Origin of the sequence: Collimonas fungivorans, assembly GCF_028292705.1 — a bacterium.
In the GTDB taxonomy this organism is placed as follows: Bacteria; Pseudomonadota; Gammaproteobacteria; order Burkholderiales; family Burkholderiaceae_D; genus Collimonas; species Collimonas fungivorans_B.
This window is the reverse complement of record NZ_JAQGLV010000091.1, coordinates 1-16,474: the sequence shown is the minus strand read 5'-3', so window position 1 is coordinate 16,474 and position 16,474 is coordinate 1. Positions and strand designations below refer to the sequence as shown.

The window sequence follows — 16,474 nt, the reverse complement described above, 5'->3', positions numbered from 1 at the left end:
TGATGCTGACCCAGGCCAGCCTGTTTGTCGCTATCGGCGGCATGGGCATGCTAAATCCGCACACCCAGGTGGCGACGATTGCCTTCATGGCGTCGCTGGTGGCCTTCCTGTCGGCCAGCCAGGACATCGTGATCGACGCCTACCGGCGTGAAATCCTGCCTGACAACGAACAGGGCCTGGGCGCGGCGATCAACGTCAATGCCTACAAGGTAGCCGGCATGGTGCCGGGCGCCTTGTCGCTGTTCCTGGCCGACCACATGAGCTGGCAGGCGGTATTCTGGATTACGGCGGGATTCATGCTGCCGGGCCTGGTCTGCACCCTGATGATCAAGGAACCGGCGGTATACGGCGCGCCGCCGAAGAACCTGCGGCAAGCCGTGGTGCTGCCGTTCCAGGAATTCATCGCCCGCGACGGCTGGCGCAGCGCGTTGTGGGTGCTGGCTTTCATCTTCCTGTACAAGCTGGGCGACAGCATGGCGACTGCGCTTGCTACCCGGTTTTATATCGATCTCGGTTTTTCGCTGACCCAGATCGGCGTCATTTCCAAGACCACCAGCTTGTGGGCCAGCCTGGTCGGCGGCCTGGTCGGCGGCATCTGGATGGTGCAGATCGGCATTAACCGCGCCCTGTGGATTTTCGGCGTGGTGCAGGCGGTGACCATCCTTGGTTTTGCCTGGCTGGCCCAGGCCGGCCCCGATCCGCTGGTGCTGGCCATCGTGATCGGCGGCGAGGCGTTCGGCGTCGGCCTCGGCACCGCCGCTTTCGTGGCGTATATCGCGCGCACCACCGATCCGCGCTACACGGCGACGCAATATGCCTTGTTTACCAGCCTTGCTGCGGTGCCACGCACCTTTATCAATTCCTCGGTCGGTTACATTGTTGCTGAAACCGGCTGGTTTCATTTTTTCATATTATGTTTTGTACTGGCGCTGCCGGGGATGTTGATTTTATTCAAGGTCGCGCCTTGGAATGAAAAATCAGAAAACCCTGTTGCATCTTAGAAAAAGGTTTAGAATCAAAATCGTGTAAATCCTCTTCTGGGCCGCATCGAAAAACGAAGCTGGCTGATCAAGGAACTGTGAGTATCTGAAGAGGTCGAAATCGGTAGAAATAATCTTCAATTTGTTTTCGCAACATCGTTGATGCGGGGGTGATATGGATATCTACAGCAGCTTTGCGAGTCGGTTCGACAAAACCAGAGAAGAAGAATTTTCCTTAGAAGAATATCTTGCGCTTTGTAAGACTGATCCCAGCTGTTATGCAACAGCTGGGGAACGCATGCTGATGGCGATAGGCGAACCGCAGCAGGTTGATACAAGGCACGATCCTTCCTTGTCACGCATCTTTGCCAACAAGGTGCTCAAGGTCTATCCGGCGTTCAAGGAATTCTACGGCGCCGAAGAAGTGATCGAACAGGTCGTCGCTTATTTCCGGCACGCCGCGCAAGGCCTGGAAGAACGCAAGCAGATCCTGTATCTGCTCGGTCCGGTGGGCGGCGGCAAATCGTCGATCGCCGAGCGCCTCAAACAGTTGATGGAGCATGTGCCGTTCTATTCCCTCAAGGGATCGCCGGTCAACGAGTCGCCGCTGGGCTTGTTCGACTACGAAGAAGACGGCGCCATCCTGGAAGAACAGTACGGCATTCCGCGCCGTTACCTGAAATCGATACTGAGTCCGTGGGCCGTCAAGCGCCTGCATGAATTCAACGGCGACATCCGCAAGTTCCGCGTGGTCAAGCGTTATCCGTCGATCCTGCGGCAGATCGCGATTTCCAAGACCGAACCGGGCGATGAAAACAACCAGGACATTTCCACCCTGGTCGGCAAGGTCGATATCCGCAAGCTGGAGCAATATTCGCAGGACGACGCCGACGCCTACAGTTATTCCGGCGGCCTGTGCCTGTCGAACCAGGGTTTGCTGGAATTCGTCGAAATGTTCAAGGCGCCGATCAAAGTGCTGCATCCGTTGCTGACCGCCACGCAGGAAGGCAATTTCAAGGGCACTGAAGGTTTTGGGGCGATCCCGTTCGACGGCATCATCCTGGCCCACTCCAACGAATCGGAATGGAAAGCGTTTCGCAACAACAAGAACAACGAAGCCTTGCTCGATCGTATCTACATCGTGAAGGTGCCGTATTGCCTGCGGGTGTCGGAAGAAATCAAGATCTATGAAAAGCTGATCCGCACTTCGTCGCTGGGCAAGGCGATTTGCGCGCCGGGCACGTTGAAGATGATGGCGCAGTTTTCCATCCTGACGCGCCTGGGGGAGCCGGAGAATTCCAGCATCTTCTCCAAGATGCAGGTATATGACGGCGAGAACCTGAAAGACAGCGATCCGAAAGCGAAGTCGTTCCAGGAATATCGCGATTACGCCGGCGTCGATGAAGGCATGACCGGGGTCTCGACCCGCTTCGCCTTCAAGATACTGTCGCGCGTATTCAACTTCGACTCAACCGAAGTCGCCGCCAATCCGGTGCACCTGATGTATGTGCTGGAACAGCAGATCGAACGAGAGCAGTTCCAGCAAGAGATAGAGCAGAAATACCTGTCGTACGTCAAAGATACATTGGCGACGCGTTATGCCGAATTCATCGGCAAGGAAATCCAGACTGCCTATCTGGAGTCTTATTCGGAATACGGCCAGAACGTCTTCGATCGTTACGTCACCTATGCCGACTTCTGGATACAGGACCAGGAATTCCGCGACCATGACACCGGCGAAAGCTTTGACCGCGCCGCCTTGAACGGCGAGCTGGAAAAAATCGAAAAACCTGCCGGCATCAGCAATCCCAAGGATTTCCGTAACGAAATCGTCAATTTCGTATTGCGCGCACGGGTCTCGAACGCCGGCAAGAATCCGCTCTGGACCAGCTACGAAAAACTGCGCGTGGTGATCGAGAAGAAGATGTTCTCGAATACCGAAGACTTGTTGCCGGTTATTTCATTCAACGCCAAAGGTTCGAACGAAGAATTGCGCAAGCATGAAGATTTCGTCAATCGCATGGTCAGCAAGGGCTACACGCCGAAACAGGTGCGCTTGCTGTGCGAATGGTATCTGCGTGTGCGCAAATCGTCGTAAGGTGGGCATTGGGTACGCATCGGATAAGTACAGCGACTCACCCTAGGAGAGCCGACCGTGTTGCATCAGATAATCGACCGTAGACTGTCTGGCAAGAACAAAAGCATTGCCAACCGGGAGCGCTTCCTGCGGCGCTTCCGGGCGGCCATCCATCGCTCGGTGACGGAAGCCGTGCGCGACCGCGGCATCAAGGAAATCGAGAACGCCAAGAGCATCAGCATTCCGCGCAAGGGGATCAGCGAACCGATCTTCGGCCACGGTCCCGGCGGCAAGCGTGAAATGGTCCATCCTGGCAACCAGGATTACCTGCAAGGCGACCGCATTGCACGTCCGGACGGCGGCCAGGGCGGCAGCGGCAGCTCGGCCAGCGACCAAGGAGAAGGCGAAGATGAATTCGTGTTCCAGTTGTCGCGCGAAGAATTCATGCAGTACTTCTTCGAAGACCTGGAATTGCCGCGCCTGATCAAGACCAACCTGCTGGCGGTGCCGAGCTGGAAAAACATGCGAGCCGGTTATTCGACCGACGGATCACCCAACAATATCGATATCGTGCGTTCCCTGCGCAGCTCGCTGGGACGCCGGATTGCACTCGGTTCGCCGCTGGTGGTCAGGCTGCGCGAGCTGGAACTGCTGATGGAGACGCTCAAGGCCGATCCGCAAGACAGGCGCGAGGAAATCAAGCGCCTGGAAGAAGATATCCATCACCTGAAAGGCCGCATCTGGCGCATTCCATTCATCGATCCGTTCGACCTGCGCTACGTCAACCGGGTCAAGGTGCCGCAACCGTCGAGCCGGGCCGTGATGTTTTGCGTGATGGACGTATCGGGTTCGATGGATGAGCAGCGCAAAGACCTGTCGAAGCGTTTTTTTATCCTGCTTTACCTGTTCCTGACCCGTAACTACGAACATATCGAAGTAGTCTTCATCCGCCATCACACGCGCGCCGACGAGGTCGATGAAGAAACTTTTTTCCATTCCCAGGAAAGCGGCGGCACGGTGGTGTCCAGCGCACTGGAACTGATGAAGCAGATCATCGACGAGCGTTATCCGCCGGGCGACTGGAATATCTACGGCGCGCAAGCCTCCGACGGCGACAACTGGAATGACGATTCGCCGAAATGCCGGCAGCTGCTGGAGCTGGAAATACTGCCGCGTTCGCGTTATTTCGCCTACATCCAGGTCACCGTCGAAGAGCAGAACCTATGGACCGAATATCAGCAGATCGCTGCGGTCAATCCCCAGTTTGCCATGAAAAAAGTGCAGGCTGCCAGCGAGATCTATCCGGTGTTCCGCGAACTGTTTGAAAAGCAGGTGCAGTCATGAACGACCGTCTGATCCACCAGCCTTTGCCGTGCCCGTCCGACTGGACTTTCGATCTGATCGAGCTGTACAACGATGAGATTGCCCGCGTCGCCGCCAATTACAAGCTGGATATCTATCCGATCCAGCTGGAAATCATCACCGCCGAACAGATGATGGACGCCTATGCCTCGTCCGGCATGCCAGTGAATTACCGGCACTGGTCGTTCGGCAAGCATTTCCTGACGACCGAGCGCGACTACAAGCGCGGGCAGATGGGGCTGGCCTACGAAATCGTCATCAATTCGAATCCCTGCATCGCCTACCTGATGGAAGAAAACACCATGACCATGCAGGCGCTGGTAGTAGCGCATGCGGCATATGGGCATAATTCTTTTTTCAAGGGCAACTACCTGTTCCAGCTCTGGACCGATGCCCACGCCATCATCGATTACCTGGTCTACGCCAAGGCTTACATCGCCGAATGCGAAGAGCGCTACGGCTTTTCCAAGGTCGAGGAACTGCTGGATTCCTGCCATGCACTGATGCACTACGGCGTCGACCGCTACAAGCGGCCGCAGAAACTGTCGCTGGAGAAAGAACAGGCGCAGCGGCGTGAGCGGGCCGAATACATGCAGTCGCAGGTCAATGAATTGTGGCGCACCTTGCCGGAAAAAAAATCGGAAGCGACCGAGCAGGTGGAAGGGCGCTTCCCGCCCGAGACGCAGGAAAACCTGCTGTACTTCGCCGAGAAAAATTCACCGCTGCTGGAATCGTGGGAACGCGAAGTGATCCGCATCGTGCGCAAGGTCGCGCAGTATTTCTACCCGCAGCGCCAGACCCAGGTCATGAACGAAGGCTGGGCCACGTTCTGGCACTACACTATCCTCAACACGCTGTACGACGAGGGCAAGCTGACCGACGGCTTCATGATGGAATTCCTGCACTCGCACAGCAATGTGGTGTACCAGCCGCCGGTGACCAAATCGTATTACAGCGGCATGAATCCGTATGCGCTGGGTTTCGGCATGATGAGCGACATCCGTCGTATCTGCGAAAAGCCTACCGATGAGGATAGACAATGGTTTCCCGAACTGGCCGGCACGCCATGGCTGGAAACCCTGCATTACGCGATGCGTAATTTCAAGGATGAAAGTTTTGTCGCCCAGTACCTGTCGCCGAAGCTGATACGCGACATGCGCCTGTTTGCGGTGCTCGACGATGAAAACCGCAGCGAACTGGAAGTCTCCGCGATCCATAACGATGCCGGCTACCAGTACGTGCGGCAGGCCTTGTCGCGGCAATACGACATCAACCATCGCGAACCGAACATCCAGGTCTGGTCGGTCAATACGCGCGGCGACCGCAGCCTGACCCTGCGCCATTTCCGCAGCGACAGCCGGCCGCTGGCGGACGGCACCGATGAAATCCTGCGGCACATGGCGCGCCTGTGGCAATTCGATGTGTACCTGGAGAGCGTCGACGACAGCGGCAATGTCTTGCAGCGCTATGAATGCGTCAGCGAGAACAAGTACGTGTTGCGGCCTTAAATACGATCGAGAACGACGACGATGCAATCAATTAGCCCGGGAAATCCGGGCTAATCGGGTTTACAGGCTAGCTGCTGCCCGGCTATGCACCAGCTTGCCGGCCGCATAGGTAGCCGCAATCGCCCGGTCATCGCCCAGCAAGGCCAGGGCAAACAACAATTCTTCCAGGCTCTCGGTGCGTTCGCTGCGGCGCGCCAGCAGCGGCGTGGCTTGCGGATCGAGCACGATGAAATCGGCTTCGGCGCCGGCGACGAAATTGCCGATCGTGCCTTCCAGCTGCATGCTGCGCGCGCCGCCCAATGTCGCCAGGTAGAACATCCGCATCGCCGGCAGGTAGGTGGTCGCCATGCGCGCGACCTTGTAGGCTTCATTCATGGTTTGCAGCATGGAGAAACTGGTGCCGCCGCCGACGTCGGTCGCCAGCGACAAGGGCACTGCCGCTGCGTCGGCGCCCTTGAAGTCGAACAGGCCGCTGCCGAGGAACAGGTTCGACGTCGGGCAAATCGCGATGGCGGATTGCGTCTCCGCCATGCGCTGGCGATCGTGGTTGTCGAGCCAGACGCAGTGGCCGTACATGGAGCGCGGCCGCAGCATGCCGTATTTGTCGTAGACATCCATGTAGCTGCGCGATTCCGGGAACAGCGATTTAACCCAGGCCACTTCATCGATATTTTCCGCAGCGTGGGTTTGCAGGTAGACGTCTGGATGCGCTTGCGCCAGTTCCCCGGCCAGTTGCAGCTGGGCGTTGCTGGAGGTCGGCGCAAAACGCGGTGTGATCGCATACAGCTGGCGGCCGCGCTTGTGCCATTTCTTCAGCAGTTCTTCGCTGTCGCGGATGCCGCCTTCGGCGGTGTCTTGCAAGAATTCCGGGCAATTCCTGTCCATCAGCACCTTGCCGGTCACCATGCGCAGGTTGCGCGCTTCGCTGGCGCTGAAGAAAGCGTCCACCGAGACTGGATTGACGGTGCAATACACCATCGCCGTGGTGGTGCCGCAACGCAGCAGCTCATCGATAAAGAAGGTGGCGACATCCTTGGCGTGGGCCGGATCGCTGAACTTGCGTTCGGTCGGGAAAGTGTATTTTTCGAGCCATGGCAGCAGCCCCGGCGACGGCGAGGCGATCATGTCAGTTTGCGGGTAATGCAGATGGGTATCGATGAAACCGGGCATGATGATCTTGCCGCGGTAGTCCTGGATCTTCAGTTCGCTTTTCAGCTCGGCGCGTAATTGCACCGACAAGTGTTGATAATCGCCAGCCGCCACCACCTTGCCGTCGGCGACCAGCAGCAAGCCGTCTTCGTGCCATGCATAAGCGTCGGCATGATGCGCCGGGTCAGCGTGGAAATGAAGAACGCTGGCGCGGTATGCCTGCAATGCGGATTGGTCGAGGTTACTGAAACTGATGGCTGCCATGAAACTATCCTTGAATGAATGCGCGTGCAAACGCTGCAATGAATGACTGATGCTAATTAGATTGTGCTGAGCAGCTGCGGCCGCAGATGCGGCGCCGCTGTCTGCTGCTGCCTGGCGATCTGTTCCCAGACCTGCAGCAGCTGCGCGGTGACCGAGGCGGCGATGACCGCCGGCTCCTTGCCGACGATGCCCGGAATGCCGATCGGACAGACCATGTCGGCCAGCCGCTCAAGAGGAATGCCGCGTTCATGCAGGCGATGCTCGAACTGCATGCGTTTGCTTTTCGAACCGATCAGGCCGAACCAGGCGACGCCGTCGCGCTGCAGGATCTGCGCAGAAAGGCGCTGGTCGAGCGCGTGATTATGCGTCATGACCAGGAAACTGGAGCCGGCCGGAGCGCCATCCACCAAGGCTTCCGGCGTATCGGTCGCCTCCACGCGGACGTTGGCCGGCAATTCGTCCGGAAACATTTCTTCGCGCTCGTCGATCCAGACCACCCGGCACGGCAAGTCGCCAAGCGCCTTGACGATGGCCGCGCCGACATGGCCGGCGCCGAACAGGAACAATTGCGGCCGCGGCGCCAGGCAGGCATCGAGCAGCCAGCGCTTGCCGCTATCGTCGCGCAGGACCAGGCAGGCGCCGAGGGCGTTGACCGAAGGCGTCGACAAGGATGGCAGGGTCGGCAAGCGTCCCGGCCCGTGGAGGCGTTCACCATCGCCGTCGCACAAGGCCGGCGGCGCGGCATCGTCCAGGGCCACCAGGCGCCAACTGTCTTCCGCTTCGCGCAAGCGGCGTTGCAGGAAACTGAAATAATCGGCCGAGGCGGGCGTCACCCGTTCAAACGCCAGGTGCACGACGCCGCCGCAGCATTGGCCCAGCGACGGTCCTAAAGAAAAACGCTGCAAGCGGCGCTCGCGGCTCAGCGACAGGCCTTCGTCCAGCATTTCACGGGCGATCCTGACCGCCTGCAATTCCAGGTGGCCGCCGCCTATGGTGTCGAACTGCCCGACCACGGTCACCATCATCTTGGCGCCGGGCTCGCGCGGACCCGAACCCTCGACCTGGGCCACGGTGACCAGGATCGCCGTGGTGGTTTGCGAGGGTTGCGTAATCAGCGTGGTGAGTGCATCCAGCCAGTTGCTCATGATGAGTCTCCGAATATGCCTGAATCAGGCCCCGCGTGACATCGCACGCACGGCATCGACCGACTTCAGGATGGCTTCGCTGGTCGCCGGCGCATTCAGTGGCGGATTGAAGCGGTTGCCGCCGACGCTGGCGACGGCGTCGCGGATCGCGAAAAAGACCGAGAACGGCAGCAGCAGAGGCGGTTCGCCGACCGCCTTGGAGCGATGGATGCTATCTTCGACGTTACGGTTCTTGAACAGCTTGACGCGGAAATCCTGGGGACAATCGGAAATGCCGGGGATCTTGTAGGTCGACGGCGCATGGGTCATCAGCTTGCCGTCCTTGTTCCACCACAGCTCTTCCGTGGTAAGCCAGCCCATGCCCTGGATGAAGGCGCCTTCCACCTGGCCGATATCCAAAGCCGGGTTGAGCGACTGGCCGGCATCGTACAAGGCGTCGGCGCGCAGCAGCCGCCATTCGCCAGTAAAAGTATCTACAACCACTTCCGACACCGAGGCGCCGTAGGCAAAATAAGAGAACGGGCGGCCAGTCATGGTTTTCGGATCCCAGTGCAAGCCTGGCGTCGCGTAGAAACCGTCGGACCACAATTGCACCCGCGACAGATAAGCCTTCTGCGCCAAATCGCCAAACGCCATGCTGTGCTCGCCCAGATGGACCGCGCCCGCAGCAAAAACCACCGCCTTGGCGTCGCCGCCGTGCAATTTGGCGAAGAATTCCGCCAGGCGCTGGCGGATCGTATGAGCCGCATCTTGCGCCGCCTTGCCGTTCAGGTCGGCGCCGGTGGATGCCGCGGTGGCCGAAGTATTGGCGACCTTGCTGGTGTCGGTAGCGCTGACGCGCACCAGTTCCAGCGGAATGCCGAGCTCATGCGCCACCACCTGCGCTACCTTGGTGTTGATGCCCTGGCCCATTTCGGTGCCGCCGTGATTGACCAGCACCGAGCCGTCGGTGTACACGTGCACCAGCGCGCCGGCCTGGTTGAAATGGGTGACGTTGAAAGCGATGCCGAATTTGACCGGCGTCAGCGCCAGGCCCTTTTTCAGCACCGGGCTGCTGGCGTTGAAAGCTTCGACAGCAGCGCGTCGTTGCCGGTATTCGCTGGTGGATTCGAGTTCGGCCACCAGCTCATGGATCACGTTATCGACGATTTTCTGGCCGTACTGGGTAACGTTGCGGCCCTCTTCATCGTTGCGGCCGTAGAAATTCAGCTTGCGGATATCGAGTGCGTCGCGGCCCAGGTTGCGGGCGATTTCGTCGACGATGTATTCGATCGCAATTGCGCCCTGCGGGCCGCCGAAACCGCGGAAGGCGGTGTTCGACTGGGTATTGGTCTTGCCGCAGCTCGCCTTGATGTCGACATCGGACAGGTAGTAGGTATTGTCGAAATGGCAGACCGCGCGGGTTGCTACCGGCGCCGACAGGTCGGCCGAGAAACCGGCGCGGCTCACCATGTCGACTTTTGCGGCGACAATCCGGCCGGCATCGTCGTAGCCGACTTCGTAATCGTAATAGAAGCAATGGCGTTTGCCGGTGACCATCATGTCGTCGTCGCGGTCGGCGCGCAGCTTGACCGGGCGCTTCAGCTTGGCCGCGGCAATCGCCGCCACCGCCGCCCACAAGGCCGATTGCGATTCCTTGCCGCCGAAACCGCCGCCCATGCGCCGGCATTCCACCACGATGTTATGCGAATGCACGCCCAGCGCATGCGCCACTACGTGCTGCATTTCGGTCGGGTGCTGGGTCGAGCACAGCACCAGCATGCCGTTCTGTTCTTTCGGGATGGCGTAGGAAATCTGGCCTTCCAGGTAAAACTGTTCCTGGCCGCCGACATACAGTTGACCGCTGGCGCGGTGCGGCGCGGTCTCGAAAGCCCGCTGCGCATCGCCGCGCGCCAGGCGCATCGGCGGCAAGACGTAGGATTTGGCCGCGTGCGCCGCTTGCGGCGTCAGGATCGCTGGCAGTTCTTCGTAGTCGACGACTACCTTGCGCACTGCGCACCGTGCATTGTCGTGCGTGTCTGCGATTACCGCGAAGATCGGCTGGCCGACATATTCGACCAGGCCGTCGGCCAGGATCGGATCGTCGTGGATGATAGGGCCGCAATCGTTGGTGCCGGGAATATCGGCTGCGGTGAAAACTGCCACCACGCCACGAGCGCTGCGTACGGCATCGAGGTTGATCGAACGGATCCGCGCATGGGCTTTTTGCGACATGCCGAGCGCGGCGTGCAAAGTGCCTTGCGCTTCCGGGATGTCGTCGGTGTAAGTGGCTTCGCCCAGCACATGCAATATCGCCGATTCGTGCGGATGCGATTGACCGACTTCGGCCCAGGCGGATTTGCTACCTTGCGGCGCGGGTTTCATAAAAACTTCAGTTTGCTTATTCATGATGTCAACTCAGGCACACACAAAAGGATTTACCTGGTCGCTGCGCAACGGCGCATCGACGCGGGTCTCCAGCCAGAAGCGGCGCAGCAGGTTTTGCGACGTCTTCATCCGGTACTCGCTGGAGGCGCGCATATCGGACAGCGGTTTGTAATCGTCCGTCATCAGCGCTACCGCATTTTCCAGCACGCTTTCGCTCCAGGCCCGGCCGCGTAATGCCGCTTCAGTCAGCGCAGCGCGTTTCGGCGTTGCCGCCATGCCGCCGAAAGCGATGCGGATGTCGCTGATCTTGTGGCCATCGAGAGTCACCGAGAACGCGGCGCAGACGGCAGAAATATCCTGGTCAAAACGTTTTGCCAGTTTGTAGGTGCGGAAGCGTTGCCCGGCATGCGGCAACGGAATGCGCACGGCTTCGACGAATTCATCAGCCTGCATGTCTTTTTTCATGTAGTCCAGGTACAGCGCTTCCAGCGGCATCACGCGCTGGCCGGCCGGGCCGCGCAGCACGACTTGCGCGCCAAGGGCGATCAGCCATGGCGGCGAGTCGCCGATAGGCGAACCGTTGGCGACGTTGCCGCCCAGGGTACCGGCATTGCGGATCGGCAGCGAGGCAAAGCGTTGCCACATTTCCGACAGTTCAGGATAGTGCTTGCAGATTTCCGCGTAAGCGTCGTTCAGCGTGACGCCGGCGCCGATTTCCAGTTGTCCTTCGCGCATGGCCACGGCGTTCAGCTCGCTTACCTGGCCGAGGTAGATGATGTCGCCCAGGTCGCGCATCTGCTTGGTCACCCACAGGCCGACGTCGGTCGATCCGGCCAGGATACGCGCGGCCGGATTGGCGGCGCGCACTTCCACCAGCTGCGCCAGCGTGCGCGGCGCGTAGAAAGTCTGGCCGTCATGTTTGTAGACGAAAGTGTCGTCGCGTTGCAAGGGCTGGAGCGCCTGCTGCAAAGCCTGGCGGTCGAAGCCGACCGCCGGCAGTTCGCCCATCCGGTGCGCGGCGTCGATGATGGGCCGGTAGCCGGTGCAGCGGCACAGGTTGCCCGACAGCGCGATATCGATCTCCTTGCGCTGCAATGGCTGGCAGGCTCCGGCTCCGGCTGAGCCGCAGGCAGGCGCCTGGCTGCCGTCGTGTTTCAGGTACAGGTCCCACAGCGACATCACGAAACCCGGCGTGCAGAAACCGCATTGCGAGCCGTGGCATTCCACCATGGCTTGCTGCACCGGGTGCAGGGCGCCACTGTCCTGTTTCAGGTCTTCGACGGTATACAAAGCCTTGCCGTCCAGCGTCGGCAGGAACTGGATGCAGGAATTGACCGATTTGAGCGTGACGCCGTCGGGCCCCTGTTCACCGATGACGACGGTGCAGGCGCCGCAATCGCCTTCGGCGCAGCCTTCCTTGCTGCCGGTGCAGTGCAGGTCTTCCCGCAGGTGCTGCAAGATGGTGCGGGTCGGCGCGGCCTGGTCCACTGTGTGGATTTCGCCACGGTAGTAGAAACGGATGACGCTATCGGCCGTGGAATGAGGTGCGGGCGTAGACAAGGCAATCTCCAATATGGTTTAGCTGCTGTTGCAAAAACCATGCCTCTGGATCGTATTGCCGCTTTCGCCTGGGTGCGGGTTACGTAGGACTAGGCTAGGCTTTGCAACGGCCTATTAATTATGAGCCCAGATTAGCATTTGCGCCGCCGCTTCATATAGCGAAACGGCTGATGTCAGGTATCTCAAAAATGGAATAGAGAATGCGTATGTAATTCCATTTGGCAAATACAGCCATGGCGAACGGAATATTTCCTGCTAGAAATGTATTTGACGGTTTTTCCGGTTTTCAAGAATGAGAAAATCTTTGGCTGGGGCAAATGCAGGACTATCAATGCGGCAGCGGGAGCGGTTATCATCTCGCTGGAATAATTGATATTTAGCCTGGAGCATACTTGTGACCCCATTCTGTAACACATTACTTTGCCAGAACTCCGTTCCAAACGGAGCAACGCGGCAGCCAGAAAACCAAAAACAACAATAATCACGGAGACACAACAATGCAACTGCTCGAGAATTTCTTCAAACTCAAGGAAAACGGCACGGATGTCCGCACTGAACTGATCGCCGGGCTCACCACTTTCCTGACGATGGCTTACATCATCTTCGTCAACCCTGCCATCCTGGGCGACGCCGGCATGCCAAAAGGCGCTGTCTTCGTCGCAACCTGCGTGGCGGCCGCCATCGGCACCCTGATCATGGCCCTGTACGCCAACTATCCGATCGCGCTGGCGCCCGGCATGGGCCTCAACGCCTACTTTGCCTATGCGGTGGTGAAAGGCATGGGCGTGTCCTGGGAAGTGGCGCTGGGCGCGGTCTTCATTTCCGGTTGCCTGTTCGTCATCGTCAGCCTGGTCGGGATACGCGGCATGATCGTCAACGGCATCCCGCCCACGATAAGGATTGCGATTACTTCCGGTATCGGCCTGTTCCTTGGCTTCATCGCGCTCAAGAGTTCGGGCCTGGTGGTCGCCAACCCGGCCACTTTCGTGCAGATCGGCGACCTGCACCAGATCCCGGTGATCCTGTCGATCATCGGTTTCCTGCTGATCGTGGTGCTGGACCACCTGAAGGTCAAGGGCGCGATCCTGATCGGCATCCTGACCGTGACCGTGCTGAGTTTCCTGGTCGGCGGCAATACCTTCACCGGCGTGGTCGCGATGCCGCCGTCGATCGAGCCGACCCTGTTCAAGCTCGACATCATGGGCGCGCTGTCGATGGGCATCCTGAATATCGTGCTGGTGTTCTTCCTGGTTGAAATGTTCGACGCCACCGGCACCATGATGGGCGTGGCGAACCGCGCCGGCCTGCTGGTCAACGGCAAGATGGCGCGGCTTAACAAGGCGTTGCTGGCGGACAGCACGGCCATTGTGGCCGGCACCCTGCTGGGTACTTCCAGCACCACGGCCTATGTTGAAAGCGCCGCCGGCGTCCAGGCGGGCGGCCGTACCGGCCTCACTTCGCTGGCGGTCGGCATCCTGTTCCTGGCTTGCCTGTTCATTTCGCCGCTGGCCGGCGCCGTGCCGGCCTACGCTACCGCGCCGGCGCTGTTCTATGTCGCCGGCCTGATGCTGCGCGAGCTGGTGCACCTGAACTGGGAAGACAGCACTGAAAGCGTGCCGGCCGTGATCACCGTGCTGATGATCCCGTTCACCTATTCGATCGCCAACGGGATTGCCTTCGGTTTCATCTCCTATGCAGCGCTGAAACTGTTCACCGGCCGTGCCAAGCAAGTGCCGGTGATGGTCTGGGTGATTGCCGCGATCTTCCTGTTCAAGTTTATCCACCTGGGCGGCGACTGACGGCAAGGCTGGCTGACGCTTGCGCCAGATTGAAAAGCCTCGCTTACAGCGGGGCTTTTTTCATGGACGGACGCGAGGTGTGATCAGATATGGCCGGGAAACTGCAGGCGCAGCGCTGCGGCGAATTTTTCTGCAATTTTCCTGAATCCGGCCGGGTAGGGATGCAGTTCATTGGCCCAGTCGGCGGCGGCAAGCGTGCCCTGGGTTTCAACCAGGATGAAATTGTTGGCGGGAACCGCGGCCAGTTTGCGCAACCTCGCCGCCAGGCCCTCCAGCGCCTGGCGCACAATCGGGATGCCGTCGCTTGCGGTCCAGCCGCAGTAAGCCAGCGACGGCAGCAGCCACGGCCCGGCGCACAGCGGATGGGAACCGTTGGGAATGGCAAAGTCATAGCAGTGGCCGAAAATCGGCACGCCCGGCGCGTACCTGTCGCGAAATGCAAACAGGTCGAGGTAAGAGGCTTCAACCATTTCCAGCAGCTTGGTGAAGCGCACCAGGTTGAGGCCGTCGCTTGCGCTGTCGGCATAATCGAGCAGGATGCAGAACTTGTCGCCGGCGATATCGTTGCCGCCGCCGGAAAACAGGATGGCGTCCGGTTGGTCGCCGATCCAGTTGTTGCTGTCGCGCAGTGCGGCGATCAGGCGTTGCTGCTTGGGCAGCGCCATTTCGTCGGAGCTTGAATCGCCGTTGTGGGAAACGTTCAGGATCGAAGGAGGGATGGCGCCGGCGGTTTGCAGCTGCGCGATGACATCGGTGCTGTGCAGCGACAGCGCATTGCCGTCCAGCGGATAGTCAAACCAGGAATCGCCATGGGCCAGCAGCACCAGCGGCCTGGCGGCGCTCGCCGCATGGCTCGCCATCCGGTTTGGCGCCGGGCTTTTCAGCGCGGCGATTTGCGCCTGGTGCTGTTGCGTACGTGCGGCAATTTCAGCCTCTATCGTCTGTTGTAATTGCTGCTTCAGCTGCAGGCTGCGACGCATGCCGGTTTCCTTTACAGGTTGGGCGCCAGCCAGCGTTCGACGTCGTCCTTGCTGGCGCCGCGCCGCGCCGCCATGTCGCTGACCTGGTCGTCGCCGACCTTGCCGACCACAAAATACTTCGATTCGGGGTGGGCAAAATAAAAGCCCGACACCGCGGCGCCCGGGAACATGGCGAACGATTCGGTGAGCTGCATGCCGATCTCCTCGCATTGCAAGAGCTGGAACATGTCGGCCTTGACCGTATGTTCCGGGCAAGCCGGATAACCGGGGGCAGGGCGGATGCCGCTGTAGTTTTCCTTGATCAAGGCTTCGTTGGACAGGCTTTCTTCAGGCACATAACCCCACAGGTCCTTGCGCACCCGCTCATGCATGTATTCGGCGAAAGCTTCCGCCAGGCGGTCGGCCAGCGATTTCAGCATGATCGAGGAATAATCGTCATGCGCATCCTCGAAGCGCTTTTCGTATTTCTCGATGCCGATGCCGCTGGTGACCGCGAACAGGCCGATATAGTCGGCAATGCCGGACGATTTCGGCGCGATGAAATCGGACAGGCATTGATTAGGGCGAGGAACGCCGTCGATCACCGGTTTCACAGTCTGCTGGCGCAGGCCGTAATAGGTGAACGCGATTTTTTCGCGTGTGTCGTCGGTATAGACTTCGATATCGTCGTCATTCACCGTGTTGGCCGGCATCAGCGCGATGACGCCGTTGGCGGTCAGCCAGCGGCCGTCGATCAGTTTCTTCAGCAGCGCCTGGCCTTCTTCGAATACCTTGCTGGCGGCTTCACCCACCACTTCATCCTTGAGGATGGCCGGATACGGGCCGGCCAGGTCCCAGGTCTGGAAAAACGGACCCCAGTCGATGTAGCGCGCCAGCGTGCCGAGATCGACGTTCTTGAAGACGCGGCGGCCGATGAACTTGGGTTTGACCGGAGCAAACTGCAGTCGTGTGCGATTCTCGCGCGCAGCCGCCAGCGTCAGCAAAGGCACCGCCTTCTTGTTGGCGTGCTGTTCGCGGATGCGTTCGTAGTCGACCGCGATGTCATCGATGTACTGGTCGCGCTGCTCCGGCGTCAGCAAGGACTGCGCCACCGAAACCGAGCGCGAAGCGTCCGGCACGTAGACCACAGGGCCTTCGTAATTCGGCGCGATCTTCACCGCGGTATGGGCGCGGCTGGTGGTGGCGCCGCCGATCAGCAAGGGCATCTTGACGCTGCGGAAGTACGGATCGCGCTGCATTTCCTTGGCGACGTGCGCCATTTCTTCCAGCGACGGCGTGATCAG

11 protein-coding genes are annotated in these 16,474 nt (G+C 59.6%); 5 read left to right on the top strand and 6 right to left on the bottom strand.

All coding sequences use genetic code 11. The features are described 5' to 3' along the window. The 4 genes from JWQ61_RS04695 to JWQ61_RS04680 form a co-directional block, all read left to right on the top strand. Window positions 1-1,001: MFS transporter (locus JWQ61_RS04695; RefSeq protein WP_304359496.1), on the top strand; the 1,001-nt coding region annotated here is incomplete at its 5' end. A 154-nt stretch (window positions 1,002-1,155) separates the two neighbouring features. Beyond that, a complete protein-coding gene (locus tag JWQ61_RS04690; RefSeq protein ID WP_304359495.1) occupies window positions 1,156-3,078 on the top strand; it encodes a PrkA family serine protein kinase in 1,923 nt (640 codons plus the stop codon). Window positions 3,079-3,135: 57 nt separating this feature from the next. Then, the gene (locus JWQ61_RS04685; protein ID WP_304359494.1) at window positions 3,136-4,401 is read left to right on the top strand and encodes a YeaH/YhbH family protein; all 1,266 of its coding nucleotides are present in this window, start codon (window positions 3,136-3,138) and stop codon (window positions 4,399-4,401) included. Next, entirely contained in the window at window positions 4,398-5,927 is a 1,530-nt protein-coding gene (locus JWQ61_RS04680) for a SpoVR family protein (RefSeq protein ID WP_304359493.1), read from the top strand. Before JWQ61_RS04685 ends, JWQ61_RS04680 begins: the two co-directional genes overlap by 4 nt. Window positions 5,928-5,987: 60 nt before the next feature. On the opposite strand, the gene guaD is transcribed toward JWQ61_RS04680, so the two are convergent. Genes guaD through xdhA form a run of 4 tightly spaced genes read right to left on the bottom strand, consistent with a single transcriptional unit; the run spans window position 5,988 to window position 12,412 of the window. Continuing rightward, on the bottom strand, window positions 5,988-7,340 hold the full coding sequence (guaD, locus tag JWQ61_RS04675) for a guanine deaminase (protein ID WP_304359492.1): 1,353 nt from the start codon (window positions 7,338-7,340) through the stop codon (window positions 5,988-5,990). 56 nt (window positions 7,341-7,396) lie between these two features. Next, window positions 7,397-8,485: a xanthine dehydrogenase accessory protein XdhC gene (gene xdhC / locus JWQ61_RS04670; protein ID WP_304359491.1), complete on the bottom strand. Its 1,089-nt coding sequence runs from the start codon at window positions 8,483-8,485 to the stop codon at window positions 7,397-7,399. Window positions 8,486-8,509: 24 nt separating this feature from the next. After that, a complete protein-coding gene (gene xdhB, locus JWQ61_RS04665) occupies window positions 8,510-10,873 on the bottom strand; it encodes a xanthine dehydrogenase molybdopterin binding subunit (RefSeq protein WP_304359490.1) in 2,364 nt (787 codons plus the stop codon). A 9-nt stretch (window positions 10,874-10,882) separates the two neighbouring features. Then, window positions 10,883-12,412 (bottom strand): xanthine dehydrogenase small subunit, encoded by a 1,530-nt coding sequence (gene xdhA, locus JWQ61_RS04660; protein WP_304359489.1) that lies wholly within the window; start codon window positions 12,410-12,412, stop codon window positions 10,883-10,885. A 497-nt stretch (window positions 12,413-12,909) separates the two neighbouring features. Between xdhA and JWQ61_RS04655 the strand changes: the two genes are divergently transcribed. Continuing rightward, window positions 12,910-14,211: an NCS2 family permease gene (locus JWQ61_RS04655; RefSeq protein WP_304359488.1), complete on the top strand. Its 1,302-nt coding sequence runs from the start codon at window positions 12,910-12,912 to the stop codon at window positions 14,209-14,211. Between the two features lie 83 nt (window positions 14,212-14,294). Here the strand turns inward: JWQ61_RS04655 and JWQ61_RS04650 are convergent, their stop codons facing one another. Then, complete coding sequence (locus JWQ61_RS04650; RefSeq protein WP_304359487.1) at window positions 14,295-15,191, bottom strand: SGNH/GDSL hydrolase family protein; 897 nt, start codon at window positions 15,189-15,191, stop codon at window positions 14,295-14,297. 11 nt (window positions 15,192-15,202) lie between these two features. After that, window positions 15,203-16,474 (bottom strand): vitamin B12 dependent-methionine synthase activation domain-containing protein (locus JWQ61_RS04645; RefSeq protein ID WP_304359486.1); only part of this gene is annotated, 1,272 nt, incomplete at its 5' end.